This window comes from Streptomyces sp. AN091965 (assembly GCF_022698285.1).
GTDB lineage: Bacteria > Actinomycetota > Actinomycetes > Streptomycetales > Streptomycetaceae > Streptomyces.
On sequence record NZ_JALDMY010000001.1, the window covers coordinates 5,349,907 to 5,375,608 of the forward strand.

Annotated in this window: 19 protein-coding genes and 1 pseudogene; 9 read left to right on the forward strand and 11 right to left on the reverse strand. The window is 70.6% G+C overall.

Annotated elements, in window-relative coordinates:
• Positions 1-3: 3 nt before the first annotated feature.
• The gene (locus MQV74_RS22690; protein WP_006382668.1) at positions 4-678 is read right to left on the reverse strand and encodes a Crp/Fnr family transcriptional regulator; all 675 of its coding nucleotides are present in this window, start codon (positions 676-678) and stop codon (positions 4-6) included.
• A 438-nt stretch (positions 679-1,116) separates the two neighbouring features.
• Between MQV74_RS22690 and nth the strand changes: the two genes are divergently transcribed.
• The 3 genes from nth to MQV74_RS22705 all read left to right on the forward strand — a co-directional run bounded on the left by nth (position 1,117) and on the right by MQV74_RS22705 (position 4,606).
• On the forward strand, positions 1,117-2,256 hold the full coding sequence (gene nth, locus MQV74_RS22695; protein ID WP_242720396.1) for an endonuclease III: 1,140 nt from the start codon (positions 1,117-1,119) through the stop codon (positions 2,254-2,256).
• 393 nt (positions 2,257-2,649) lie between these two features.
• Complete coding sequence (locus tag MQV74_RS22700) at positions 2,650-3,291, forward strand: NUDIX hydrolase (RefSeq protein ID WP_242728996.1); 642 nt, start codon at positions 2,650-2,652, stop codon at positions 3,289-3,291.
• 112 nt (positions 3,292-3,403) lie between these two features.
• On the forward strand, positions 3,404-4,606 hold the full coding sequence (locus MQV74_RS22705; RefSeq protein WP_242720398.1) for a MarP family serine protease: 1,203 nt from the start codon (positions 3,404-3,406) through the stop codon (positions 4,604-4,606).
• A gap of 120 nt (positions 4,607-4,726) precedes the next feature.
• On the opposite strand, the gene MQV74_RS22710 is transcribed toward MQV74_RS22705, so the two are convergent.
• The 6 genes from MQV74_RS22710 to MQV74_RS22735 all read right to left on the reverse strand — a co-directional run bounded on the left by MQV74_RS22710 (position 4,727) and on the right by MQV74_RS22735 (position 12,869).
• Positions 4,727-4,915 carry a hypothetical protein gene (locus MQV74_RS22710; protein ID WP_138961035.1) on the reverse strand — a complete coding sequence of 63 codons (189 nt, stop codon included), beginning with the start codon at positions 4,913-4,915 and terminating at the stop codon, positions 4,727-4,729.
• 131 nt (positions 4,916-5,046) lie between these two features.
• On the reverse strand, positions 5,047-5,994 hold the full coding sequence (locus MQV74_RS22715; RefSeq protein WP_138961036.1) for an alpha/beta fold hydrolase: 948 nt from the start codon (positions 5,992-5,994) through the stop codon (positions 5,047-5,049).
• On the reverse strand, positions 5,991-6,491 hold the full coding sequence (locus MQV74_RS22720) for a phage holin family protein (RefSeq protein ID WP_138961037.1): 501 nt from the start codon (positions 6,489-6,491) through the stop codon (positions 5,991-5,993). Before MQV74_RS22720 ends, MQV74_RS22715 begins: the two co-directional genes overlap by 4 nt.
• An 87-nt stretch (positions 6,492-6,578) precedes the next feature.
• Positions 6,579-7,976 (reverse strand): Na+/H+ antiporter NhaA, encoded by a 1,398-nt coding sequence (nhaA, locus tag MQV74_RS22725; protein WP_242720400.1) that lies wholly within the window; start codon positions 7,974-7,976, stop codon positions 6,579-6,581.
• 269 nt (positions 7,977-8,245) lie between these two features.
• Positions 8,246-10,246 carry an acetate--CoA ligase gene (gene acs, locus MQV74_RS22730; protein WP_242720401.1) on the reverse strand — a complete coding sequence of 667 codons (2,001 nt, stop codon included), beginning with the start codon at positions 10,244-10,246 and terminating at the stop codon, positions 8,246-8,248.
• A gap of 190 nt (positions 10,247-10,436) precedes the next feature.
• Positions 10,437-12,869 (reverse strand): bifunctional SulP family inorganic anion transporter/carbonic anhydrase, encoded by a 2,433-nt coding sequence (locus MQV74_RS22735; protein ID WP_242720403.1) that lies wholly within the window; start codon positions 12,867-12,869, stop codon positions 10,437-10,439.
• 294 nt (positions 12,870-13,163) lie between these two features.
• Here MQV74_RS22735 and MQV74_RS22740 point away from each other — a divergent pair, with 294 nt between their 5' ends.
• The gene (locus MQV74_RS22740; RefSeq protein WP_242720405.1) at positions 13,164-14,453 is read left to right on the forward strand and encodes a hypothetical protein; all 1,290 of its coding nucleotides are present in this window, start codon (positions 13,164-13,166) and stop codon (positions 14,451-14,453) included.
• A 93-nt stretch (positions 14,454-14,546) separates the two neighbouring features.
• Here MQV74_RS22740 and MQV74_RS22745 read toward each other — a convergent pair whose 3' ends face one another.
• A complete protein-coding gene (locus MQV74_RS22745; RefSeq protein WP_242720407.1) occupies positions 14,547-15,527 on the reverse strand; it encodes a nucleotide-binding protein in 981 nt (326 codons plus the stop codon).
• 101 nt (positions 15,528-15,628) lie between these two features.
• Between MQV74_RS22745 and MQV74_RS22750 the strand changes: the two genes are divergently transcribed.
• Positions 15,629-16,456: an oxidoreductase gene (locus tag MQV74_RS22750; RefSeq protein WP_242720409.1), complete on the forward strand. Its 828-nt coding sequence runs from the start codon at positions 15,629-15,631 to the stop codon at positions 16,454-16,456.
• A 483-nt stretch (positions 16,457-16,939) separates the two neighbouring features.
• On the opposite strand, the gene MQV74_RS22755 is transcribed toward MQV74_RS22750, so the two are convergent.
• Positions 16,940-17,767, reverse strand: coding sequence for an HAD family hydrolase (locus MQV74_RS22755; protein ID WP_242720411.1), 828 nt, complete (start codon positions 17,765-17,767; stop codon positions 16,940-16,942).
• A gap of 523 nt (positions 17,768-18,290) precedes the next feature.
• Between MQV74_RS22755 and ssd the strand changes: the two genes are divergently transcribed.
• The 4 genes and pseudogenes from ssd (at position 18,291) to MQV74_RS22775 (ending at position 24,105) form a co-directional block, all read left to right on the forward strand.
• Positions 18,291-19,433 carry a septum site-determining protein Ssd gene (ssd, locus tag MQV74_RS22760; protein ID WP_242720413.1) on the forward strand — a complete coding sequence of 381 codons (1,143 nt, stop codon included), beginning with the start codon at positions 18,291-18,293 and terminating at the stop codon, positions 19,431-19,433.
• Positions 19,430-20,305 (forward strand): annotated as a pseudogene (locus tag MQV74_RS22765) (TadA family conjugal transfer-associated ATPase); the annotation flags it as partial. The gene ssd and the pseudogene MQV74_RS22765, both read left to right, overlap by 4 nt.
• 57 nt (positions 20,306-20,362) lie before the next feature.
• On the forward strand, positions 20,363-21,658 hold the full coding sequence (locus MQV74_RS22770; protein ID WP_242720415.1) for a tyrosine-type recombinase/integrase: 1,296 nt from the start codon (positions 20,363-20,365) through the stop codon (positions 21,656-21,658).
• Positions 21,655-24,105: a site-specific integrase gene (locus tag MQV74_RS22775; protein WP_242720417.1), complete on the forward strand. Its 2,451-nt coding sequence runs from the start codon at positions 21,655-21,657 to the stop codon at positions 24,103-24,105. Before MQV74_RS22770 ends, MQV74_RS22775 begins: the two co-directional genes overlap by 4 nt.
• On the opposite strand, the gene MQV74_RS22780 is transcribed toward MQV74_RS22775, so the two are convergent.
• Both MQV74_RS22780 and MQV74_RS22785 read right to left on the reverse strand, forming a co-directional pair.
• Entirely contained in the window at positions 24,102-25,073 is a 972-nt protein-coding gene (locus MQV74_RS22780) for a hypothetical protein (protein ID WP_242720419.1), read from the reverse strand. The genes MQV74_RS22775 and MQV74_RS22780 overlap by 4 nt on opposite strands.
• Positions 25,070-25,576, reverse strand: coding sequence for a DUF6932 family protein (locus tag MQV74_RS22785; protein ID WP_242720421.1), 507 nt, complete (start codon positions 25,574-25,576; stop codon positions 25,070-25,072). The genes MQV74_RS22780 and MQV74_RS22785 overlap by 4 nt, the downstream gene beginning before the upstream one ends.
• Positions 25,577-25,702: the final 126 nt, after the last annotated feature.

The window sequence follows — 25,702 nt, forward strand, 5'->3', positions numbered from 1 at the left end:
GGGTCAGCGGGACCGCTTGGCCAGGCGCTCGACGTCCAGGAGGATCACGGCGCGGGCCTCCAGGCGGAGCCAGCCGCGGCCGGCGAAGTCCGCGAGGGCCTTGTTGACCGTCTCGCGGGAGGCGCCGACCAGCTGGGCGAGCTCTTCCTGCGTGAGGTCGTGCACCACGTGGATGCCCTCTTCGGACTGCACGCCGAAGCGGCGGGACAGGTCGAGCAGGGCGCGGGCCACGCGGCCGGGGACGTCGGAGAACACGAGGTCCGACATCTGGTCGTTGGTCTTGCGCAGGCGCCGGGCGACGGCGCGCAGCAGGGCGGCGGCCACCTCCGGGCGCGCGTTGAGCCACGGCTGGAGGTCGCCGTGGCCGAGGCCGAGCAGCTTGACCTCGGTGAGGGCGGTGGCGGTGGCGGTGCGGGGGCCCGGATCGAAGAGCGAGAGCTCACCGATGAGCTCGCCGGGGCCGAGGACGGCGAGCATGTTCTCGCGGCCGTCGGGGGAGGTGCGGTGGAGCTTCACCTTGCCTTCGGTGACCACGTACAGGCGGTCTCCGGGGTCGCCCTCATGGAAGAGCGCGTCCCCGCGTGCGAGCGTCACCTCACTCATGGAGGCGCGGAGCTCCGCGGCCTGCTCGTCATCGAGCGCCGCGAAGAGCGGGGCGCGCCGCAGAACGTCGTCCACGAGTTCTCTCCTTGTCGACCTGCATCAGGGGACGGGTGCCCCAGTTTGCCGGACGGTTCAAACAGTGTGATCAGTCACTCAAGTCTGCCGCACTTGTGACGGAGGCAATGCGGAAGGGGGCCAATTGGGGGCTGATCCGGGGGATCGGCGCCGGACGCGGCCGCCCGGCCGGAAGCCGGACACCCGCCTACGGGCCCGTGAGAGCACAGGCCACGGCGGCGCGGCGCACGGGTACGCAGGACAATTCTGCTGTGGGCGAACAGGCTTCCGCCACTCCTGGAAATCCGGACAAAACGGGCTCCGTGCGGCGCGTCGGTGAGGGCGCGGGGGGTGCGTGGAGGAGGGCGCGCTCCGGCGCGCGCCCGGCGCCGATGTCCTCCGCGGTGACAACGGCGCATCTCCGCCGTCGGTGTCAGTGAGGGCCCGTACGCTGGCCGCATGGCGAATCAAGGCGCTTCACGGGCCGCTCGGCCCACTGCGGAGCCGACGGACGGGGCGGCGTCGGCCGGGGCGGCATCGGCCGCCGAGGGGCCCGCGAAGCGGGCGGCGGCCAAGAGGGCGGCCAAGAAGACGACGACGGGCGCCGCGAAGGCTCCGGCCAAGAAGGCGCCCGCAGCCAAAGCCCCGGCCAAGGAGGCCCCGGCCAAGAAGGCACCCGCCGCCAAGGCCCCGGCGGAGAAGGAGTCCGCCGCCAAGGCCCCGGCCAAGGCGGCCCCGGTCAAGAAGGCCCCCGCGAAGAAGGCCGCCCCCGCGAAGGCCCCCGCCGCAGGCGCGAAGGCCGCCGCCCAGGGCGTGAAGGCCCCCGCCGCGCCCAAGACGCACACGGCCCTCGTCCGCCAGGCCCGCCGCATCAACCGCGAGCTCGCCGACGTGTATCCGTACGCGCACCCGGAGCTCGACTTCGAAAACCCGTTCCAATTGCTCGTGGCGACCGTCCTCTCCGCGCAGACGACGGACCTGCGGGTCAATCAGACGACACCGGCCCTCTTCGCCAAGTACCCGACCCCGGAGGACCTCGCCGCGGCGAATCCGGAGGAGGTCGAGGAGGTGATCCGGCCGACTGGGTTCTTCCGCGCCAAGACCCGGTCGATCATGGGCCTTTCCGCCGCCTTGCGGGACGACTTCGGCGGTGAGGTGCCCGGCCGCCTAGAAGACCTGGTCAAGCTGCCCGGCGTGGGCCGCAAGACCGCCTTCGTCGTCCTGGGCAACGCCTTCGGCGTCCCCGGCATCACCGTGGACACCCACTTCGGCCGTCTGGTGCGCCGCTGGAAGTGGACGTCCCAGACCGACCCGGACAAGGTCGAGGCCGTCGTCGGCGGCCTCTTCCCCAAGAGCGACTGGACGATGCTGTCGCACCGCGTGATCTTCCACGGCCGCCGCATCTGCCACGCCCGCAAGCCCGCGTGCGGCGCCTGCCCGATCGCCCCCCTCTGCCCGTCGTACGGAGAGGGCGAGACGGACCCGGAGAAGGCCGAGAAGCTCCTGAAGTACGAGAAGGGCGGTCTCCCGGGCCAGCGCCTCAAGCCCCCGCCGGACTATCCGGGCAGGGCCGCGCCGCCGCTCGGCGCCACGGGGTGATCGAGGAACCATCCGCGGGGCCGGTGGCGTTGTGGAGAGATGGAGGGGCGGACGGGGGACCGCGGGGGGACCGGGGTTCCGATGACGCACGCGAGTGACACGCACACAGGCGGCAGGGACATGAGCGACGACGGCGAGAAGCACGGCACGGACTCCCACGGGGCGCGGGGCCCCCACACCCACGAGACCCCGGGCGGAGCCAGGCCCCACCCGCCGGGCGGCGCCCAGGCCCACCCCGCCCCGGGCGCCCCCCGGGCGCGGCAGCCGCACGCTCCCCGCGCGCAGACCGTCGGCGCCTCCCGCGCGCAGGGCGCCACCGCCCCCCGGGACACCCCGGCCCCGGACACCCCCGCCCTTCCGCACCCCGGGCGGACCCCCCTCACCACCGAAGGCCTGCCCTCCTGGCTCGCCCCCGTCGTAAGGGCGGCCGCCACCGTGCGGCCCGACCAGCTCAGCAGGTTCCTGCCGCCGGAGGGCGGCGGCGGGCGGCAGTCCGCCGTGCTCGTCCTCTTCGGCGAGGGCGAGCGGGGGCCCGAGCTGCTCCTCATGGAGCGGGCGGGCTCGCTGCGCTCGCACGCGGGGCAGCCCTCGTTCCCCGGCGGCGCCCTGGACCCCGAGGACGGTGACCCGCAGGGCGAGGGGCCGCTGCGCGCGGCCCTCAGGGAGGCCGAGGAGGAGACCGGGCTCGACCCGCGCGGCGTCCAGCTCTTCGGGGTGCTGCCGAGCCTGTTCATCCCCGTGAGCGATTTCGTCGTGACGCCCGTCCTCGGCTGGTGGCGCGCGCCGAGCCCGGTGTTCGCCGTCGACCAGGCCGAGACCGCCCGGGTCTTCACCGTGCCCGTGGCGGACCTCACGGACCCGGCGAACCGCGCGATGGCCGTGCACCCGCGCGGGCACCAGGGCCCCGCCTTCCTCGTGGAGTCCGCCCTGGTCTGGGGATTCACCGCCGGGGTCATCGACAGGATCCTGCACTTCGCCGGGTGGGAGCGCCCGTGGGACAGGGACCGCCGCGTCCCGCTCGACTGGGGCTCATGACAAGGTTGCGGGGTCCGAGGCCACCGAGGCCGAGGACGGCGCGCGCCCCGCGAGGCGTGGCGCGTAACGGCGACCGCTGGGCGGGGACTCATGCGAGGCGAGGACTGAATCGGTGAACGTGCTGGACATCCTGCTGCTGCTCGCCGCGGTGTGGTTCGCGATCGTCGGCTACCGCCAGGGTTTCGTCGTCGGCATCCTGTCCGTGATCGGCTTCCTCGGCGGCGGTCTCGTCGCGGTGTATCTGCTCCCCGTCGTCTGGGACGCCGTGACCGACGAGGGTGCGAAGGTGACCACGACCGCGGCGGTGATCGCCGTCGTCGTGGTGATCGTCTGCGCCTCCGTCGGCCAGGCCTTCACCACCCACCTGGGCAACAAGCTGCGCCGGTACATCACCTGGCAGCCCGCCAGAGCCCTGGACGCCACCGGCGGCGCCCTGGTCAACGTGGTCGCGATGCTCCTGGTCGCCTGGCTGATCGGCTCCCTCCTCGCGGGCACGACGCTGCCGACCTTCGGCAAGGAGGTCCGCAACTCCAAGGTGCTGCTCGGCATCGACCGCGCCCTGCCCGGCCAGGCCGACACCTGGTTCACGGACTTCACCTCGGTCCTCGCGAGGAACGGCTTCCCGCAGGTCTTCAGCCCGTTCTCGAACGAGCCGATCAAGGAGGTCCCGCCGCCCGACTCGAAGCTGGCCCGCAGCCAGGTCGCCGTCACCGCCAAGCGCTCCATCGTGAAGGTCAGCGGTGACGCGCACAGCTGCGGCAAGGCCCTCGAAGGCACCGGCTTCGTCTTCGCCCCGCGCCGCGTCATGACGAACGCGCACGTGGTCGGCGGTGTGGACGAGCCCCGCGTGCAGATAGGCGGTGAGGCCGAGAAGTACGACGCGAAGGTCGTGCTCTACGACTGGGAGCGCGACATCGCCGTGCTCGACGTGCCGTCACTGCCCGCCCCCGCCCTGAAGTTCGCCTCGGGCGACGCCGTGAGCGGCAACGGCGCGATCGTGGCGGGCTTCCCGGAGGACGGCCCGTACACCGTCCGCCCCGCGCGCGTCCGCGGTCGCATCACGGCCAAGGGCCCGGACATCTACCACCGGGGCACGGTCCGCCGCGATGTGTACTCGCTGTACGCCACGGTCCGCCAGGGCAACTCCGGCGGCCCGCTGCTCACCCCGAAGGGCGAGGTCTACGGCGTCGTCTTCGCCAAGTCGCTCGACGACCCCGACACCGGCTACGCCCTGACGGCGGACGAGATCCGCGAGGACATCGAGCGGGGCCGCACCGCCAACCAGGAGGTCGACAGCCAGGGGTGCGCGCTCTAGGGGTGCGATGCGGGAGCGCCCCGAAGGGGCGCGGGGCTACCTCGATGTGCGGCTCCGCCGCGTGGGCGCGACCAGCCACGGACGGCCCGCAGATTTCGCGCCGCGCCTCCCAGCGGAACGCTAGTCGCGCGTGTGCCGCAACCGCGCCGAGACCCAGCGCGCGCGGCGCCGCAGGATGCGCGGAATGCCGATCGCCTGAGCGGTGCCCGCGGGCCCCTGCTCGTGCGGGCCGCCCCTCTCGTGGCTGTTCACCACGGTGGCCGTGCGGCGCTTGCGTGCTACGTCACTGTAGTCGTGCGTCCAGCCCATACCCGGACGTGTGCCCGTGCCTCAAGGTCGGTAACCGCGCACAGGGGCCCCAATTGGCCTATGCGCCAGGCAATTGGCGTTCGTAGGACTGACGTTCCCGCATTCGGGTGACGCCGCGGCGGCGGGAGGCGTCAGCGGTCGGGCTCGGGGTCCTTCAGCCAGCTCACCAGCTCGTTGGAGAAGGCCACCGGGTCCTCCTCGTGCGGGAAGTGCCCCAGGCCGTCGAACAGCCGCCAGCGGTACGGCGCTTCGACGTACTCGCCCGAACCGGCCGCGCTGCGGGTGCGCATCACCGGGTCGAGGGACCCGTGCACATGGAGCGTGGGCACCCGCACCGGGCGCTTCATGCGCCGGTTGAACTGGATCCCGTCGGGGCGCGCCATGGACCGCACCATCCAGCGGTACGGCTCGATCGAGCAGTGCGCCGTCGAGGGGATGCACATCGCGCGCCGGTACGTCTCCACGGCCTCGTCGTCCGGGAGGCGCGGCCCCGACCAGTCCCGCATCAGCCGGCCCACCAGGGCGCCGTCGTCCGCGACGAGCTGACGCTCCGGGACCCACGGCCGCTGGAAGCCCCACACATAGGACCCGGCGGCGGTCTGCTTCATGTCCCGCAGCATCGCCGAGCGCCAGCGCCGGGGGTGCGGCATGGAGGTGACGGCGAGGCGGCGCACCAGCTTGGGCCGCATCACGGCGGCGGTCCAGGCGAGGTAGCCGCCCAGGTCGTGGCCGACGAGCGCGGCGTCGGGCTCCCCGAGGGAGCGCACCACGCCGGTGATGTCGAGGGCCAGGTTCGCCGGGTCGTAGCCGCGCGGGGTGCGGTCGCTGCCGCCGACGCCCCGCAGGTCCATGGCCACCGCGCGGAAGCCCGCGTCGGCGAGCGAGACGAGCTGGTGCCGCCAGGCCCACCAGAACTGCGGGAAGCCGTGGAGCAGCAGCACCAGCGGCCCGTCACCGAGCTCCGCGATGTGGAAGCGGGCGCCGTTGGCGGCGACGTCCCGGTGCGTCCAGGGGCCGTCGATGCGTACGGCCGACGCGGTCGCGGAGGCGTGCTGGGGGGTATTGGCGGGGTCCGTCATGCAGTCGAGCGTGCCACAGCGTCGGCCCGCTCACCCTTCTCCAGCTCAAGGGCGCTCGTCGCGGGGGTCACGGGGCGCGGATGCGGCTTGACGTTCTGCAGTACGGCAGCCGTCTCCTTGGCCGCGGCCGCGGCCTTCTGCGGGCCCTTGCCCTTGGCGGCCTTCTTGGCGAAGATCACGCCGATCCAGGCGAGCACGCCCGCCACCAGGACGTTCGCCGCGAAGGACAGCACGAAGCAGATCGCGAGGTTCCAGCCGCTCCAGGTGCGGATGCCGTAGGCCAGGGCGAAGCTCAGCATCGGCAGCGAGAAGATGAGGACGGCGACGGCCGCGATGAACGCGGCGCTGCCGATCGCACCGCGCTTGACGTCCTGCGTCAGCTGGGCCTTGACCAGCGCGATCTCGTCGTGCACCAGCTCCGACATCTCTTTGCTCGCCGCGGAGACGAGCTGGCCGAGGCTGCGTTCGGTGCCGACGGGACCGTCGGGTGCGCTCATCGCGTACTCCTCATTTCTCTGTCTGCCGGTCAGCGTGCGCAATCCTGCCGCCCCGGGACCGGCGCCGCGCGGAAGGTTCTGGACAGATCATGCCGGACCGTGGTCCGGATCGCCCGACCCGGCTGACGTTTCCGCCCGCCTGCGGTGCTCGGCGGCCTTCTTCTCGTAGATCTCCGCCATCCGCAAGTGGTAATCCGGATTGTCCTGTTCGTAGATGTCCGGGATGCCGTCGAGGTCCTCGTCGCGCTCCTCGTCGTCGCACATCGCGCGGTACTTGCGGTTGCGGAGCTTCAGCAGGACGGTGGCGAGCACGGCCGCGATCAGGGAGCCGACGAGCACCGCCGCCTTGACCTCGTCGGTGAGGGCCGGGTCGTCGCTGAAGGCGAGTTCGCCGATGAGCAGCGAGACGGTGAAGCCGATGCCGGCGAGCGAGGCGACCGCGAAGACGTCCGGCCAGGCCAGGTCGTCGTTCAGCTCGGCCCGGGTGAAGCGGGCGGCGAGCCAGGTGCCGCCGAAGATGCCGACCGCCTTCCCGACGACCAGACCGAGGACCACGCCGAGCGTCTCGGGCCGTGTGAAGACGTCGCCGAGCGCGCCGCCGGAGACCGCGACCCCGGCGCTGAACAGGGCGAACAGCGGCACCGCGAGGCCCGCGGAGAGGGGGCGTACGAGGTGCTCGATGTGCTCGCCGGGGGAGTGCGGCTCGCCCTCCTCGCGGTGGCAGCGCAGCATCAGGCCCATGGCGACGCCGGCGATGGTGGCGTGGACGCCGCTGTTGTACATCAGGCCCCAGATGACCAGGGCGAGCGGCACGTAGACGTACCAGCCGCGTACGCCCTTGCGCAGGAGCAGCCAGAAGACGGCGAGGCCGATGACGGCGCCGGCGAGGGCGGCGAAGTTCAGGTCACTGGTGAAGAAGATCGCGATGATCATGATCGCGAAGAGGTCGTCGACCACGGCGAGCGTGAGCAGGAAGGCGCGCAGCGCCGACGGCAGTGAGGTGCCGATGACCGCGAGCACCGCGAGCGCGAAGGCGATGTCGGTCGCGGTGGGCACGGCCCACCCGTCCGTGGAGCCGCCGCCGACCGTGTTGACCAGCGTGTAGACGAGCGCCGGTACGGCCATGCCGCAGATCGCGGCGATGACGGGCAGCGCGGCCGCCTTGGGGTCGCGCAGGTCGCCCGCGACCAGCTCGCGCTTGAGCTCGATCCCGGCGACGAAGAAGAAGACCGCGAGCAGCCCGTCGGCGGCCCAGTGCTGCACGGACAGGTCGAGGCCGAGCGAGCCGGGGCCCAGATGGAAGTCCCGAACGCTCTCGTAGCTCTCCTTGAGCGGGGTGTTCGCCCAGATCAGGGCCGTGACGGCGGCGATGAGCAGCAGGACGCCGCCGACCGTCTCGGTGCGCAGCGCGTTCGCCACGAAGGTGCGCTCGGGCAGGGAGAGGCGTCCGAGGAACTTGCGGTTGGTGGGGGTGGGCGCGGCCACAGGAGTCGACCTCCGGTCGGGTAGGCAGGGCTGAGCACATGCCGACCAGACTTCCCGGCGCACCTGATGATTCTTGTCGCGTTGTTGACGTTGATCCTTAGCTTATCTAATCGCTTGGGGGTGGCTGCGGCGGGGGTGTCCGGCAAAAGCCACCTTAGGGACAAAAAGAGGCACCCGGCGCGCGGGCGCCGGGTGCCTCGGGGCGCCCCTGGGGGCGCGGGGAACTGCGCGCTCGGCCACGGAGGACCCGCAGCCGACCGCCTGAGGGATCAGTCCTCGCTCGGCGCCGCCGGAAGCTTGGACTGGATGAGGTCCATCACGGAGGAGTCGGTCAGCGTGGTGACGTCACCGAGCTGACGGTTCTCCGCGACGTCCCGCAGCAGCCGCCGCATGATCTTCCCGGAACGGGTCTTCGGCAGCTCGGCCACCGGCAGGATCCGCTTGGGCTTGGCGATCGGGCCGAGCGTCGCTCCCACGTGGTTGCGCAGGTCCGCGACGAGCCCCTCGTCCTCCGCGTTCGCCGTGCCCCGCAGGATCACGAAGGCGACGATGGCCTGGCCGGTGGTCTCGTCCGCCGCGCCCACGACCGCCGCCTCGGCGACCGACGGGTGCGAGACGAGCGCCGACTCCACCTCGGTGGTGGAGATGTTGTGCCCGGACACGAGCATCACGTCGTCGACCCGGCCGAGCAGCCAGATGTCGCCGTCCTCGTCCTTCTTGGCGCCGTCCCCGGCGAAGTACTTGCCCTCGAAGCGCGACCAGTACGTGTCGATGAACCGCTGGTCGTCGCCCCAGATGGTGCGCAGCATCGACGGCCACGGCTCGGTGAGGACCAGATAGCCGCCACCGCCGTCGGGCACCTCGTTCGCCTCGTCGTCGACGACGGTCGCGCCGATGCCCGGCAGCGCGCGCTGGGCGGAGCCCGGCTTGGTCTCGGTCACGCCGGGGAGCGGCGAGATCATCATCGCGCCGGTCTCGGTCTGCCACCAGGTGTCCACGATCGGGCAGTTGTCACCGCCGATGTGCTTGCGGTACCAGACCCACGCCTCGGGGTTGATCGGCTCGCCGACCGAGCCCAGGACGCGCAGCGAGGACAGGTCGAACTTCGCGGGGATGTCGTCGCCCCACTTCATGAACGTGCGGATCGCCGTGGGCGCCGTGTACAGGATCGTCACCCCGTACTTCTGCACGATCTCCCAGAAGCGGCCCTGGTGCGGGGTGTCCGGGGTGCCCTCGTAGATCACCTGCGTCGCGCCGTTCGACAGCGGTCCGTACGTGATGTACGAGTGGCCCGTCACCCAGCCGATGTCGGCCGTGCACCAGTAGACGTCGGTCTCCGGCTTGAGGTCGAAGACGGCGTGGTGGGTGTACGACGCCTGGGTCAGATAGCCGCCCGACGTGTGCAGGATGCCCTTGGGCTTCCCCGTGGTGCCCGACGTGTACAGGATGAACAGCGGCTGCTCGGCCTCGAACGCCTCCGGGGCGTGCTCGGCCGACTGGCGCCCGACCACGTCGTGCCACCACAGGTCGCGGCCCTCGGTCCAGGCCACCTCCTGCTCCGTGCGCCGTACGACGAGGACCTTGTCGACGCCCTCCACCCGGCTCAGGGCCTCGTCGACCGCGGGCTTGAGCGCGGACGGCTTGCCCCGGCGGTAGCCGCCGTCGGCGGTGATGACCAGCTTGGCGTCGGCGTCCTTGATGCGGGCGGCGATCGCGTCGGCGGAGAAGCCGCCGAAGACCACCGAGTGCGCGGCGCCGATGCGGGCGCACGCCAGCATCGCCACGACCGCCTCGGGGATCATCGGCAGATAGACGGCGACCCGGTCGCCCTTGCCGACGCCCAGCTCCGTCAGGGCGTTGGCGGCGCGGCTCACCTCGTCCTTCAGCTCGGCGTAGGTGATGGCGCGGCTGTCGCCGGGCTCGCCCTCGAAGTGGATGGCCACCCGGTCGCCGTGGCCCGCCTCGACGTGGCGGTCCACGCAGTTGTACGCGACGTTGAGCTTGCCGTCCTCGAACCACTTCGCGAACGGCGGGTTCGACCAGTCGAGCGTCTTGGTCGGTTCGGTGGCCCAGGTCAGCCGACGGGCCTGCTCGGCCCAGAAGCCGAGCCTGTCAGCCTTGGCCTGCTCGTACGCGTCCGCGCTGACGTTGGCCCGCGCGGCCAGATCGGCCGGCGGCGCGAAGCGACGCTCCTCCTTCAAGAGGTTGGCCAGGCTTTCGTTACTCACGACATCTCCCTTTCTCAGGGTGTCCGTTGTGTCCCAAGCCACAGCTCATCAGACACCCGGCCCTGGTGACAAGGGCTTGCCGAAAATTGGTTTAGACCTGTAAAGGGTGGCAGGCAGACGGCGGTCCACATAAGCGGCGCGCCGGGGCGCGCGAGATCTGGTGCGCCCCCGGAGCGCGGAGCGGTGGGCCTCCCGCAGGGGAGGCCCACCGCTGTCGGCCGGTCGGCGCGTTTCAGCCCGTCGGTGTGGCCTCCGCGCGGGGCGAGGGCCGCACCTGGCCTGCCCCGGGCGCGGGCCGCACCTGGCTGAACACCTCGTGCGGCAGGGGCCGGCCGCCGGGGGAGCCGCCGTGCGTGCCGGTCGCGCCGCCGGTGCCCTCGGACAGCAGATAGGCCTGGGCCTCGCCGACGTGGAAGTACATCCCGTGCAGCTCCAGGGTCCCCTCGGCAAGGCGTCGCGCGACCGCCTCGTGGGCCCGCAGATGCTCCAGCTGCTGGACCACGTTGGTCAGGCACAGCTGCTCCACCGCGTCCGCGGGCGCCCGCCCGGCGAGCCGCGGGGCAATCCTGCCGGAGGGCTCGGCGGTGCTGGACGCGGCCATCCGCTCCAGGCTCGGCAGACCGTGCCGCAGCCACCGCTTGAGCGGTGTCTGCGCCCCGGACGGCGGCGAGCTGAGCAGCGCCTGCATCGCCCCGCACCCCGAATGCCCGCACACGGTGATGGACTTGACCGCCAGGACGTCCACCGCGTACTCGATCGCGGCGGCGACCGAGTCGTCGCCGCTCTCGGCGCCGGGCAGCGGCACCAGATTGCCCACGTTCCGCACGACGAAGAGGTCGCCCGGGCCGCTGGACGTGATCATGGAGGTGACGACCCGGGAGTCGGCACACGTCAGGAACAGCTGCACGGGCCGCTGGCCCTCGCGGGCGAGCCGGGCCAGCTCCCCCCGCACCCGGGGGGCCGTGTGCTGCTGGAAGGCGCTGATGCCCTGGGCCAGCTCGTGCTGGTGGTGGGGGTGGTCGTGGGGGGCGTCGGGGGAGTGCTGCGGGGGCGCCTCGCAGTTGTGGTTGCGCCACGGCGTCCAGGGGCGGCAGCTGCAGTGGGCGATCCTGGCGGGCTCGGCGATCCGCTGGCCGCCACGGCCGGTGATCTCGGCCGTGCCGCCGTGCGCGGCGTGCGCGTCCTGCCAGCTCTGCAGCGTCTCGTACGCCGCGTGGTCCATGAAGGAGCCGTCCAGCTCCACGACGGCGTGCGCCCGGTGCGGGATGTGGTGCAGGCAGCGGCTGAGACGGGGCACGGCGAGGAACGTCAACTGGCCTCGGACGTGCACATGATGGACTCCTTCCGTGTCTTCGTCGCAGGTGATGCGGGTGCGGGCGAGGCGGTGCAGGGCCACGGCCACGGCGGCGGCGACGCCGAGCGCGACCCCTTCGAGGACGCCGAGCACGACCACGCCGAGGGTGGTGACCGCGTAGACCAGGATCTCGCGGTGCCGGGTGACGGTACGGATGTGGTTCAGGCTGACCATCTGGATGCCGACGGCCATGACGAGGGCGGCGAGGGCGGCGAGCGGGATCAGCTCCAGGACGGGCACGAGCAGCAGGGCGGCTACTACTACCCAAACGCCGTGCAGCATCGTGGAGTTCCTGCTGACGGCACCCGCCCGGACATTCGCCACACTGCGCACCGCGACTCCGGCGACCGGGAGGCCGCCGAGCAGGCCGGAGACGATGTTCGACACGCCCTGGCCGCGCAGCTCGCGGTCGAGATCGGAACGGCCCACTCCGGGGGGCGAGCCGGGGCGGCCGGACGTGAGCTTGTCGATGGCGACCGCGCCGAGCAGCGACTGCACGCTGCACACCAGCGTGATCGTGAGCACGGCCGCCACCAGGCCGAGCGCGGGCCCTTCGGGCAGTCCCACGAGCGCGTGGCTGCGCCAGGACGGCAGGTCGACCTTGTCCAGATGGAGCGACGTGAAGCCCGCGAGCGCCGTGGCGGCGGCGACGGCCACCAGGGGCGCGGGCAGGACGCGCGCGGCGCGGCCCGCGCGCCCGGGCAGCCGCGGCCAGACGAGCAGCAGGAGGAGGGTCAGGAGGCTGATCGACAGGGCGGCCGGGCGCACCTCGGCCAACTGGGCGGGCAGTGCGCGGAGGTTGTCGATCACGGAGCTCTGCGGGGTGCCGCCGAGCACGATGTGCAGCTGGGCGACCGCGATGGTGACGCCGATCCCGGCGAGCATGCCGTGCACGACGGCGGGGCTGACGGCGAGGGCCGTGCGGGCCACGCGCAGACAGCCGAGGCCCACCTGGGTGAGCCCGGCGAGGACGGTGATCGCGCAGGTGGTGCGCCAGCCGTAGCGCTGGATGAGGTCGGCGGTGACGACGGTGAGCCCGGCGGCGGGGCCGCTGACCTGGAGCGGGGACCCGGCGAGACGGCCCCCCACGACGCCGCCGACGGCCGCGGCGACGAGGCCCGCCTGCAGGGGCGCTCCGGTGGCGAGGGCGATGCCCAGGGACAGGGGCAGGGCGATGAGGAACACGGCGATCGACGCGGAGAGGTCGGCGCCCGCGATGCGGAAGACGCGGCGCGGCGGTGGCGCGTGCGGCTGCCGGGCGCTTGCGGCCGGGGCCGAGTCGGTGGCGCGTGAGGGGACGCTGGCAGACATTTTCCCGACTCCTCCGGGGCGGCGCGGTCGCGGAACAGGTGGGCCTCCGACGGGCTGCCGGAGGGCGGGTCGCGGCCGTGGGTCACGGCGTTGCAGCGGCGGGACGACTCAACTCTCGGTAAACGAATCGTAATGCAGAGTAAAGGTCACGGCAGGATTTTCGGCGCAAATGGGGCAAGTGATCACCTCAACGAGTGATTAAGCCTATTCATCGGCTTGTCGTAATGGGGCTCCCGCACCTCTGTGCGAAGTTGCTCGGGTTCTGTCCCGATTCGTACGGAAGTAGGTGGGCGGATGGCCGCCAACCAGAGGACTGCCGCCGCGGCCGGGCTCGCCGCCCTCGTGGTCTGCGTCGCGGCCCTGGCCGGGTGCGGGAGTGGCGCGTCCGACACGAAGAAGAGCGCGCGCGAGGGCGCGCACGGCGCGAAGAAGCCGGCTGGTGCCGCCGCGCCCAAGTCGCCGGTCCGGCTGATCGGCGACGGCTCCACGGCCTTCACCGGCAAGCAACCGCTGCTGCCCCGGCCGGAACGGCTTGGACCGGGTCAGAAGCCGCCGCAGTTCGTGGTCTTCTCCTGGGACGGCGCGGGCGAGGACGGGCAGAAGCTCTTCTCGTACTTCCGCAAGGTCGCCAAGCGCAACAACGCCACGATGACCTACTTCCTCAGCGGCGTGTACATGCTTCCGCAGGAGAAGCGCGGGCTCTACAAGCCGCCGCAGCACCTGGCGGGCAGCTCGGACATCGGCTTCAACGACCGCAAGGGAATCAGGGACACCGTGGACCAGCTCCGCGGCGCCTGGCTCGAGGGCAACGAGATCGGCACGCACTTCAACGGCCACTTCTGCGGCGCGGGCCGGGGCGTCGACGAGTGGTCCGTCGACGACTGGAAGAGCGAGATCCAGCAGGCCAAGTCCTTTGTGAAGGCCTGGAAGACGAACGCGGGCATGAAGAGCGCCCTGCCGCTGCCCTTCGACTACGACAAAGAGCTCATCGGCGCCCGCACCCCCTGCCTCGAAGGCCGGAAGAACTTCATGAGGGCGGCGCGCGAACTCGGCTTCCGCTACGACACCAGCGGGGTGAACAACCAGCTCTGGCCCGAGAAGAAGGAGGGCCTGTGGGACCTGTCGATGCAGCTCGTCCCCGTCCCCGGGCGCGGCTTCGAGACGCTCACCATGGACTACAACTTCATGGTGAACCAGTCCGGTTCGACCTCCCAGGGCGATCCGTCCCGGCATGAGTACTGGGGCGACCAGATGCGCGACGGCCTCCTCAAGGGCTTCGACCGCGCCTATTACGGCAACCGCGCGCCCCTGATCATCGGCAACCACTTCGAGTCCTGGAACGGCGGCACGTACATGCGCGCCATCGAGGAGACCATCGAGCGGGTCTGCACCAAGAGGGACGTGCGGTGCGTGTCCTTCCGGCAGCTCGCCGACTGGCTGGACGCCCAGGATCCGCAGGTCCTCGCCAAGTTGACCAAGCTCGGCGTCGGCAAGGCTCCCAAGGAGGGCTGGCCCGCCTTCCTCTCGGCCCGCCCGGCCCCGGCACCCAAGGGGGTCCCGGGGGCCGAACCGGCCAAGAGGTAGCCGCGAGCCGCCCGTGGGGCCCGCCGGTGGGCCCCACCCGCCTGCGGGCCCGTCTGTGGGTCCCGTCTATGGGTCCCCCGTCTGTGGGGCCTCTCAAGCCGTGGCGACCGCTTCCTCGCGCAGGACGAAGTCGGGGTCGATCTGGGACGCCAGGTCGGCTCCGGTCCTGGCGTTGCCCCAGCTCTGCGCGTTCTTCAGGTGGAAGTGCACCATCTGGCGCGTGTACCGCTCCCAGTCGCGGTGCTCGTACGTGGCGTCGACGGCGTCCTGAAGCGTCCGCAGGGCGGTGCGGGTGGTGTCCTCCAGGAGGGCGAACCGGGGCGGGCGGCCCTTCTCCATGGAGCGCACCCAGTCCGAGTGTCCGACGGTCACCAGGAGGTCCTCGCCGACCTGCTCGCGCAGGAAGTCGATGTCGTCCTGGCTCTGGACCTTGTTGCCCACGACCTTCAGGGCGACGCCGAAGTCCAGTGCGTAGTCCCGGTACTGGCGGTAGACGGAGACCCCCTTCCGGGTCGGCTCGGCGACGAGGAACGTCATGTCGAAGCGGGTGAACATTCCGGAGGCGAAGGAGTCCGATCCGGCGGTCATGTCGACGACGGCGTACTCGTCACGGCCGTCGACCAGGTGGTTCAGGCACAGCTCCACCGCTCCGGTCTTGGAGTGGTAGCAGGCGACACCGAGGTCGGATTCGGTGAACGGCCCGGTGACCATCAAACGCACGGTGCCGCCGTCGAGTTCCACCGGCCGCGCGCACGCGTCGTACACCGGGTTCTGCTCGCGGAGCCGCAGCAGCCGGGAGCCGTCACCGGGCGGTGTCGTCTTGATCATCGTCTCGGCGGAGGCGATCCGTGGGTTGGCGCCGCGCAGATAGTCCTTGATGAGCGGCAGCCGGGCGCCCATGGCGGGCAGCTCGGCGGCCTGCTCGTCGTCGAGGCCGAGCGCGGCGCCGAGGTGCTGGTTGATGTCGGCGTCCACCGCGACGACGGGTGCGCCGGTGGTGGCGAGGTGTCGGATGAAGAGCGAGGACAGCGTGGTCTTGCCGCTGCCGCCCTTCCCTACGAAAGCGATTTTCATGGTCGGTTAGCGTAGTGGCGAGCCCCGCGACACACGGGCCCTTGAGTGAAGAAGACCACTCCTTCGTGGGGCGGCGGCCCCGAGTGCGTAGGGTCGTACTCATGAGTACGACACCCGATCCGCTGGCTCCCCTGGGCGCCCTGCCCGGCGTCCCGGAAGCCGTGGACTCCGTGCGCAAGGCCGTGGACCGCGTCTACGGACACCGGATCATGCGCCGCCGCAGCAACGAGATCACCTCGGAGGCCGCGCTGCGCGGAGCCCGTGGTTCCGCCGCGCTGTCCGGTGCCGCGTGGGCGCTCGAAGAGGTGCGCAGGCGCAGCGACTTCAGCGGTGACGCCGAGGCGCGCGTGGTGGGCGCCGCGCTGCGGCTCACGGCCGAGGCGGGGCAGCTGCTCTCGATCTGGCGCCAGTCGCCCCTGCGGGTCCTCGCGCGGCTGCATCTGGTCGCGGCGGCCGACTCGGACGAGGCGGCGGGCCGTCCGCGCCTCCCGGGCGAGCCGGTCGACGAGCCCCTGGACGGGCCCGTGGCCGCGCTGGCGCTGCCGGATGCCGACGAGGTGGCGGGGCGCCTGGAAGGGCTCTCGCGCATCGTCGTCGCGGGCAGTTCGGCACCCGCCCTGGTGATGGCGTCCGTCGTGCACGGCGAACTGGCGGTGCTGCGGCCCTTCGGCTCGCACAACGGTCTGGTCGCGCGTGCGGCCGAGCGCGTCGTCCTGGTGGGCAGCGGGCTCGATCCGAAGTCGGTCTGCCCGGCGGAGGCGGGCCACGCGGAGCTGGGGCGCGACGCCTACGCGGCGGCGCTCGCGGGCTACGCGTCCGGGACGCCGGAGGGGGTCGCCGCTTGGATCGCCCACTGCGGCAAGGCCGTTGAGCTGGGTGTCAGGGAGTCGACGGCGGTGTGCGAGGCGCTGCAGCGGGGCGCCGCCTGAGGCGGGCTCCAGGGGAGTGCGATCGTCTCCTGGGGAGGGCGATCGAGGAGCTCCCCGAGCGTGGGGTCGGGGTGTGCGACCGGCCCTGAACAGGGTTGCGGCGGTACGAGATGTCGTACCGCCGCTGGCATGTCCACCGGGTTACCAAGCGTCCTCGAATCATGTGCCCATCAGGTCGGGAACTTTGCCCGTCACCTGGTGCGGCTGGCCCGTAATCGACGGGTCGACGTCGCGTGGGTGCTCGGTGTTCATGCTTCGGTCCGTGGGGCCAATTCTGCGGTTGAAGGTAATCCTCTCGGATGTCCTTGGTCTCGCGGGCCGTTGACTCCTTTGTACTACTGTCCTGGGGGAAGCGGAAGCCCTGGCCGCACTTCTTTACTTTTAGGTTCAAACAAGGGTGAAACGGACGGGTCTTTCCGGTCGCCCCTCGAAGCCCGGGTGCATCCCGCGCGTCGAAGGCCGGGCGCATCCCACGCGCGCGTGTCAGCTCGCTGCCGCGGCGCGGCGTCGGGTGGCGAGCCAGACCAGGCCCGCGGTGGCCGCCGCGGCCCCCACCGCGGCCGCGGCGACGAGCGCCGGGCGGGGCGGCGCGGGCAGCCGCTGCTTGAGCCGCACCGGGCGGTGGAAGTCCAGGATCGGCCACTCGCGCGCGAGGGCCTCGCGGCGCAGCGCCCGGTCGGGGTTGACGGCGTGGGGGTGGCCCACGGCCTCCAGCATCGGCATGTCGGTGAACGAGTCGCTGTAGGCGTGGCAGCGCTCCAGGTCGTACCCCTCCGACTCGGCGAGCTCCTTGATCGCCTCCGCCTTCGTCGGGCCGTACGCGTAGTACTCCACCTCACCCGTGAAGCAGCCGTCGGGGCCGACGACCATCCGGGTGGCCACCACCCGGTCCGCGCCGAGCAGTTCACCGATCGGCTCGACCACCTCGGCGCCCGAGGTGGAGACGATGACGACGTCCCGCCCGGCGGTGTGGTGCTGCTCGATGAGTGAGGCGGCCTCGTCGTAGATGAGCGGGTCGATCAGGTCGTGCAGGGTCTCGGCGACGATCTCCTTGACCTGCTGCACGTTCCACCCCCGGCAGAGCGCGGACAGGTACTCGCGCATCCGTTCCATCTGGTCGTGGTCGGCGCCGCCGGCGAGGAACACGAACTGGGCATATGCGGTCCGCAGTACCGCTCGGCGGTTGATCAGGCCGCCTTGGTAGAACGACTTGCTGAAGGTGAGGGTGCTCGACTTCGCAATGACCGTCTTGTCCAGGTCAAAGAAGGCGGCCGTGCGAGGCAAGGAGTGGTTTTCCACGAGCCCGAGCATAGGCGCCCACCATTCGGCGTAAGCTGAGGCGCGTGGGTTTGCCTGAGAAGGCTCTCGGGTACACCATGGAAGTCACGGATCGTTCGCGACCGTGCTAACCCGGTCTGGCTCCTCCCCCCCCGAGTCGGACCGAGGGGACGACCCCCGCTCTCCCCCCCGGCGGGGGTCGTCGCATGTCCGGATGGGTTTTCGCCCCCGGTTTCTGATCTTTAATGATCGCCCAGCACCCTCATGAGCCGCTTGAACGACGCTGAGCCATGCCCAAGATTCCTCACTGTGTGTAGTCGTAGCGCTGCGCTGCGGAAGTCGTTCGGGGCCTCACCGGTATGGGTGACGGAGATATTCACAGCCCCCGTCTTCTCCACAGTTATTGACCAAGATCCACACGATTTCCGGGGGCGCAGCACGCTGATTCCGCTCGTGAAGTTCATGGCCGGATTCCATTGGCCGGTCTCCGCGGGCTCGGATCCGGATGCGCACGGCGCGCATTCGAAGGACTTGCAGCGAGAGGGGGCTGGAGATCGTGGGCGGAGTCATTGCGGGCGACGCGTCGCCGCCGTCCGAGGGGCGGCCGGGCGCACCACTGATCGTCACCGAGGACGCGGACCTGCTGGATGACCTGCTGCGGCTGTGTGCCGCGGCGGGTGCGCGACCCGAGGTGCACCACGGGGTGCCGGAGCGCGGGGGCGGCAGGGACACCTGGGCGTCGGCCCCGCTCGTCCTGGTCGGGGACGACGCGGCGGACCGGGTGCGGGGAGCCGCGCGGCGGCGCGGGGTGGTGCTGGTTGGGCGGGATCAGGACGATTCCGACGTGTGGCGGCGCGCGGTGGAGATCGGCGCCGAGCAGGTCCTCGTCCTGCCGGACGGCGAGCAGTGGCTGGTGGACCGCATCGCCGACGTGGCCGAGGGCGTGGGGCGGCCCGCCCTCACCCTCGGCGTCATCGGCGGCCGGGGCGGTGCCGGAGCCTCCACCCTGGCCTGCGCCCTCGCCGTCACGGCGGCGCGCTCCCGGCGGCGCACCATGCTCATCGACGCCGACCCGCTGGGCGGCGGGCTCGACGTCCTGCTCGGCGGCGAGACCGCGGACGGGCTGCGCTGGCCCGCCTTCGCCCAGTCGCGCGGACGGGTCGGCGGCGGCGCCCTGGAGGAGTCGCTGCCCCAGTTGCACGACCTGCGGGTGCTCAGCTGGGATCGCGGCGACACCGTCGCCGTGGCCCCACAGGCGATGCGGGCCGTCCTCGCCGCGGCCCGCAGGCGCGGCGGCGTGGTCGTCGTGGACCTGCCGCGCCGTGTGGACGAGACGGTGGGCGAGGCGCTCGCCCAGCTCGACCTGGGCCTCCTGGTGGTGCCGCGCGAGCTGCGCGCGGTGGCCGGGGCGCGCCGGGTCGCGTCGGCCGCAGGGATGGTGCTGCGGGACCTGCGGGTCGTGGCCACCCCCGGCCGGTCCGGGCGCGGCGCGCTCGACGGCGGTGACGGGCTCGACGCGGGCGAGGTCGCGCGCCTCCTCCAGCTGCCGCTCATCGGCGAGCTGCCCTGGGAGCACGGCCTCGTGACGGCCCAGGACGGCGGGCAGCCACCCGGCGGCCTGGCGCGCGGACCGCTCGCCCGGTTCTGCGCCGCCTTCTGGCAGCAGCTTCCGGCCGACGCCACCGGAGGGCGCGTATGAACGCGGTCGTGGGCGCCCGCATGCTGGACGGCGTACGCCAGTGGCTCGCCGCGAACGGCACGGAGCCGACCCCGGCCCGGGTCGCCGAAGCCCTGCGGGCGCAGGCAGGCGTCCTGGGAGACGCCGAAGTCCTCGGGGCGGCCGAGGAGTTGCGCTCCGAGCTCGTGGGCGCGGGCCCGCTCGAACCCCTGCTCGCGGACCCTTCGGTGACCGATGTGCTGGTGTCCGGGCCGGACCGGGTGTGGGTGGACCGGGGCGGCGGCCTGGAGCTCACGGAGGTGGCGTTCCGGGACGCGGCGGCCGTGCGGCGGCTCGCCCAGCGGCTCGCGGCGGTCGCGGGGCGGCGCCTGGACGATGCGCGGCCCTGGGTGGACGCCCGCCTTCCGGACGGCACCCGGCTGCACGCCGTCCTGCCCCCGGTCGCCGTCGGCTCGGCCTGCCTGTCGCTGCGGGTCGTACGGCCGCGGGCCTTCACCCTCGCGGAGCTCACGGCCGCGGGCACGGTGCCGCCCGGCGGCGAGCGCGTCCTGCGCGCCCTGCTCGACGCCCGTCTGTCGTACGTGATCAGCGGCGGCACGGGCAGCGGCAAGACGACGCTCCTGAGCACCCTGCTGGGCCTGGTCGGCCCGGGGGAGCGGATCGTGCTCGCCGAGGACTCCGCGGAGCTCCGCCCCGAGCACCCGCACGTGGTGCGCCTGGAGACCCGGCCGGCGAACCAGGAGGGCGCGGGGTTCGTCGGCCTCGACGACCTGGTGCGCCAGGCCCTGCGGATGCGGCCCGACCGGCTCGTCGTGGGCGAGGTCCGGGGCGCGGAGGTCGTGCATCTCCTGGCCGCGCTCAACACGGGCCACGAGGGCGGCTGCGGTGTGTTGACTGAACTAACCTAGTTCTTCTCGCAGTTCAGAGCCCCTCCCTGCTAGCTTCCGCGCATGCTTGAGCCGCGTCCCGTGAGGGACCTGATGGACTTCGTGCTGCCGGAGGTCGGAGCGTTACAGGAGACTGGCGATTCCTGGGAGCCGTATCGGCTGCTCGACGGCACAGGGCAACGTGTGGAGCCGGTCGCGCTCTACTTCAAGGACCTACTCGCGAGCTCGACCCCAGCTTCCACTCTGCGGTCGTACGGCCACGACCTGCTGCGCTGGTGGCGGTTCCTGTGGGCCACGGAGACGCCTTGGGACCGCGCCGTCCGCGAAGATGCGCGGGACTTCATGCTCTGGATGCGGCTCGCCTCGAAGCCGGTACGGACGCACTGGCGTCGACGCGGCAAGGACAGTGCCGGGCTGCCGGAGCCCCGACAGCATCAGGCGGGGAAGCTGCCCGCGGGGTCGCCGAATCCCGTGACCGGGAAGCCCACCATCGGCACGAAGTACGCGGCCTCCACTCGCGCACACTGCGAGACGGTGCTGCGGACGTTCTACGACTTCCACCTGGACCTCAACAGCGGCTCCCTCCTGGTCAACCCCTTCCCGCTGGACCGCACGCGGCGGCGTGGCCGCGCGCATGCCCACCACAACCCGATGGACGAGTTCCAGGCCGCCAGAGCAGGCCGTTACCGTCCCAAGGTCCCGGAGCGAGCACCACGGCGAATCCCGGACGAGAAGTACACCGAGGTCTTCGCAGCTTTGCGTTCGGACCGGGACCGGGCACTGCTGGCTGGCTGGGTCTCCACCGGCGCCAGGGCCAGCGAGCTCCTGACAGCCAAGGAACGCGATGCACTGCCCGGGCAACAGTTGGTCGGCGTCGTCCGCAAGGGCACCCAGGCCTACCAGCAGCTGCCCGCCTCACCGGACATGTTCGTCTGGCTGCGGCTCTACCAGGAGGACGCCTGGGAAAAGGGTGTCCCGCGGGGGCGGAACCAGCCGCTGTGGTGCACCCTGCGGCGACCCTGGCGACCCTTGAACTACCACGCCGCCCGAGCCATGTTCGTCCGCGTCAACGAGGTCCTCGGGGCGAACTGGACCCTGCACGATCTGCGCCACACCGCGGCCTACCGGATGGCGAACGACCCGGAGATGCAGGTGACCTATGTCCAGCACATCCTCGCTCACCGATATCTGACCACGACGCAGAAGTACCTCACCCCCAGCAAGGACGAGGTGATCCAGGCGGGTCTCGCCCATCACGCCCGCCGCGAGCGCAGGCGGACCGCCGCTCCGGTGGAGGTTCCGGCACCCGGCTACGACCCGGAGTCGCTCCGCAACCTGTTCGGAGGACCGAGGGCATGACCTCACGCACCATCGAGTCGCCCAAGCTGCTTCTCAACCGCACGTTGGCCGGCGGCGAGGTGACGGTGCTACTGCAGAAGTTCCCGCCTCGGGCCCGCCCCACCAGCTGGCCGGAGACGACAGCGAACCGCGAACGGATTCTCCTCCGAGTCCAGCGGCTTCCTGGGGACGTGAGCAACTCGGCGAGATCCGTCCGCGCGGTCGGGGCCCGATTCGTTCTGTCCTGGCTGGAGACCTTTCCCGGGGAGACCTGGCAGCAGCGATGGCAGGCCACCGGCGCCGACATGACAGCGGGCACCTGGCACGAGTCGGCGATGGAGTGGGGAAGATCGGTGGGGCGGAAGCCCTCATCGGCGATGGTCCGAACTGGCCTGCTGGCACTGATCAGCGTTGATGTCGTCCGCCCGGCACCGCCGTGGTTCGCTGCGAATACATCGCGCTACGCCCGTCCGGCCATTGCGGCTGGCCGCGACCCGGAAGGCTTCGCACAACTCGAAGCAGAAGTCCCGGAGTCTGTCCGCGGCACCCGCTACGTCTCGGACGGGCTGAAGGCGGTCGCGCAGATCATCGGGTCTTACGGCGGCAAGGTCCGGGACATCGTGGTCGGTGACTTCCTCGTCCAGGTCCAGCTGGGGAAGTCCGAGACCGCGCGAGGCGCCCGGCTTGCCTACTCCTGGCTCCGCGAACAGGGCCAGTTCCCGCCCGACGCACCCTCAACGCTCCTCATGATCGAACACCGCACGGGTCAAGTGGGACCCGCGGAACTCGTGGACCGTTACCACCTGAAGTGCCAGCCGATCCGTGACCTGCTGGTCGCCTACCTCACCGAGCGCCAGCCCGCCCTTGACTACAACTCGCTGAAGAGGCTGTCGTCGCTTCTCGCCAAGAACTTCTGGGCTGACCTCGAACAACATCACCCAGGCATCGACTCGCTGCATCTCCCGCTCGACGTGAGTGAGGCCTGGAAGGTCCGCCTGGCGACCAGGACGGTCCGTCGGCGCCAAGCCGATGGAACTGTCACGGAGTCCGTCGAACCGCGGTCCAGCGCGGTCTCCGTCAAGCTCCAAGTCCGGGCCTTCTACCTGGACATCGCCCAGTGGGCTCTTGACGAGCCGGAACGCTGGGGGCAATGGGCGGCGCCCGTCCCCATCAGCGAGGGTGAATGCTCCGACAGGAAGCTCGAAAGGCAGCAAAAGTCCAGGAAGGACCAGCGGACTCGTGAACGCTTGCCTGTCCTGCCCACGCTCGTCCGAGTCGCTGACCGTCGCCTGAAAGAAGCCCGCCTTCGCCTCGAAGCTCTTTATGCCGCAGCCCCAGGGGCGCCGTTCACAGTGCTCGGCGAGACCTTCACCGCCCCCCGCTTAACGAATCGCCCAGAGGGACGGCCAGCGAGCGTCCGCGACGAGCACGGTCGCCGCCGGTTGCTCGCGACCGAGGAAAAGATCGCGTTCTGGGCCTGGGCAACGATCGAGATCTTCCAGCACACCGGCATTCGCATCGAAGAACTCCGCGAACTCGGCCACCACAGCATCATCAGCTACAAGCTCCCCAGCACCGGGCAAGTGGTTCCGCTGCTACAGATCGCGCCGTCGAAGACCGACCAAGAACGTCTCCTGCTCATTAGCCCTGAACTCGCTGACGTGCTCAGCGCGATCGTGTCGCGCGTCCGCGGTCCGGACGGGAGCGTCCCCCTGGTCTCCAGTTACGACCAACACGAAGGCGTCTGGAGCCCTCCCATGCCGCTGCTCTATCAGTGGCACGTCTCCGGCCAGAACCGGCCGCTCGCGGAGAGCACGATCCGCAAGGCGATCAACCAGACCCTCGAAGCCACCGGGCTCACCGACAGCGCGGGCAAGCCGCTGACGTTCCAGCTCCACGACTTCCGGCGGATCTTCATCACCGACGCGATCCTCAGCGGCCTACCACCGCACATTGCCCAAGTCGTCGCAGGCCACAACAACATCAACAGCACGATGGGCTACGCGGCGATCTATCCGGTCGACGCGATCGAGTCCCACCGGGCTTTCATCGCGCGCCGGCGGGCACTCAGGCCTGTCGAAGAATACCGCGCTGTCACCCCCGAAGAGTGGAACGACTTCCTCGGCCACTTCGAGAAGCGAAAGCTCGCCCTCGGCAGCTGCGGGCGGGCCTACGGAACGGAATGCGTTCACGAGCACGCTTGTGTTCGCTGCCCGGTCCTTATCGTCGATTTCGGAGACATGTCACGCCTGGTCGAGATTCGTGAAAATCTTACTGCCCGAATCAGTGAAGCCGAGCGCGAAGGATGGCTCGGTGAAGTGGAAGGTCTATCTACAAGCCTCGCTGCGACCCAAGAGAAGATCTCTCAGATCACAGCGAGGCAAGAACGGAAGAAAAAATCAATCTTCCTCGGGATTCCCAAGTTGGATCAGGCCGCGGCCCGCAGTAACAAAGCGGAGGGCCTCTAGGATTCCTGAGCTGATTCATCGTCTAGTTCGCTGGCAGGAGGGAGCTGGGACTGCTGGCCAGCCACCTCGATCAGCCGATAGCGGCGCTGGCTCCGCCTGCCGGCGGCTGAGCGCAGGACGAAGCTTTCAAGTGCGACCTCGACCTCTTCGTCCAAGTTGGCCTTGACTACGTTGACCAGCGACTCGTCCACGAAGCCGTGAATCTCCACACCTGCTGGCGTCTCAAAGTAAAAGATCTGGCGCCGGGTCCGAAGGCCATCGAGCCGACCTTGCATCCGAATGATCTCCCGCTCCTCACGGAAGATGTTGAGACGCTCACGCAAAGACTCGGCTTGACCTGCCGAGATTGCAGAAACGACGCGTTCGCCAGTTCCGCGCTGGACAGCCAGGCTGATGTCGAGCTTCGGATTAGGCAAACCGACGATCAAGTCGGACACTGCTCGGCGCACGACCGGCGACGCACTGAAGAGTGAGTCCAAGGACTCTTCATCCTCGGGCCCCTCGGGCAGAGCTCGGACAAGCTCAACAGCGCCGATCTCGGCCCAGGAAACGCCAACAGGAGCCAACTCGCCGCTCTCCTCATCCGCTGGTTGCGCGTGAGGCCGAAGGTCCACAATGACCGATCCAGGCGTGGAAGCAGCCACGTCGAGCCGAGCAACCTCAAAGTCCAGCAGTTGCAGCTTGACCACATCTGCGACGCGAGCGCGTCGAGCCTTGGCGAGCCGGGCCACAGCGCGCTGGACACGCTGCAGGAAGTCCGCTACCTCGTTGGCGGAAATCAAGCCACCGTGCTCTGTGTCCGCAAGTCGGAAGTTCAGGCCAGGTCCCTGAGCGGTCTCCAGCAGGCCCAGCCCACTGAACTTTGTCGCTGATGCCTGAAGGCTGGCCCTGGCGAGTCGGGATAGTGGATCATCACCTTCAGTCGTCTGGAGGGCGCGCAGATACTTCTCCCGAAGATCGTTATTCACCAGCTCACCTCCAGATATCCCTTGACTGCCCCGGGGATCAGTTGCCCGTCGGGCCCCTTCACCTTGGACCACGTCTCATCCCAATACTCCTCCTGCGCGACGACGCCCGCGACAATCAAGAAGCTGTCGATCAAGCCCCCCATGGGCTGCAGACGGGCAGCCAAGACCTGAGGTTCCATCGCTTGCACACCTTTGAGCGTGATCAGAGATGCCAGCTTCTCGTGATCCTTACCCGTCAGAGGCAGTGTCGGGTCAACGAGTACCGCTAGATCAATGTCCTCCGGCGGCTCCTCCTTATACGTGCAGAACCCTCCGTTAACCCAAAAGGTCCCGCTCGCGACGATCTCCCCGATTAGCTCCGAGTACAGCTGGAAGGCACGGAAGATACGCCGTCGGTGATCGGCGTGGGGTGCTCGCTCCACGAAGAAGTCTTCGATCTCGGCAATCGTCGCAGGATGACGGCCAGGCGGCAGCAGGCCGCCACCGGTGAGTGCTGGAATCACGGTCCCCCCTCAGGTCGGCGTCAGCCGCCCGTCCCGCAGCTCTGGCCGCTCACCATAGTCGTCAGTCAAAGCCGTCAGAAATAGGAACGACTGTGTCAGGACGGACACGGAGGTGCGGGCGTTGCC